A 307-nucleotide genomic window follows, 5' to 3' on the forward strand; every position below is an offset into this window, starting at 1 on the left:
CGCAGTGTTGGATGCAACCGGCTTCTTGGTCCAGCGCACGATGATTCCGGACTCGGCCAGGCTCAGCGCACTGAGCAGCTTCTGATCGTCGGTGGCGTTACCGTAGGAAAGCATCTCGCCGAACACCTCGGCGTCACGCACCACCGCGGTGCCCTTCGAGGGCAACGCCGTTCCGGGGGCACCGGTGTCCACCGCACCATAGAGGACCTTCACCGCCTCGGCGCCGTCCTCGGCCGCGGTGTTGTCGGCCTTCAGCAGGGCCCCGGCCGGCAGCACGCCCTGGCCGGCCGGCAGCACGACCAGTTCG

General features: G+C 68.7%; 1 protein-coding gene. It reads right to left on the reverse strand.

What is annotated here, in order from left to right:
* The coding region (locus tag CXG43_RS01370) for a head decoration protein (RefSeq protein WP_198551379.1) at nucleotides 1–307 on the reverse strand (307 nt) is incomplete at both ends.

Source organism: Stenotrophomonas sp. Bg11-02 (genome assembly GCF_002836635.1).
GTDB lineage: Bacteria > Pseudomonadota > Gammaproteobacteria > Xanthomonadales > Xanthomonadaceae > Stenotrophomonas > Stenotrophomonas lacuserhaii.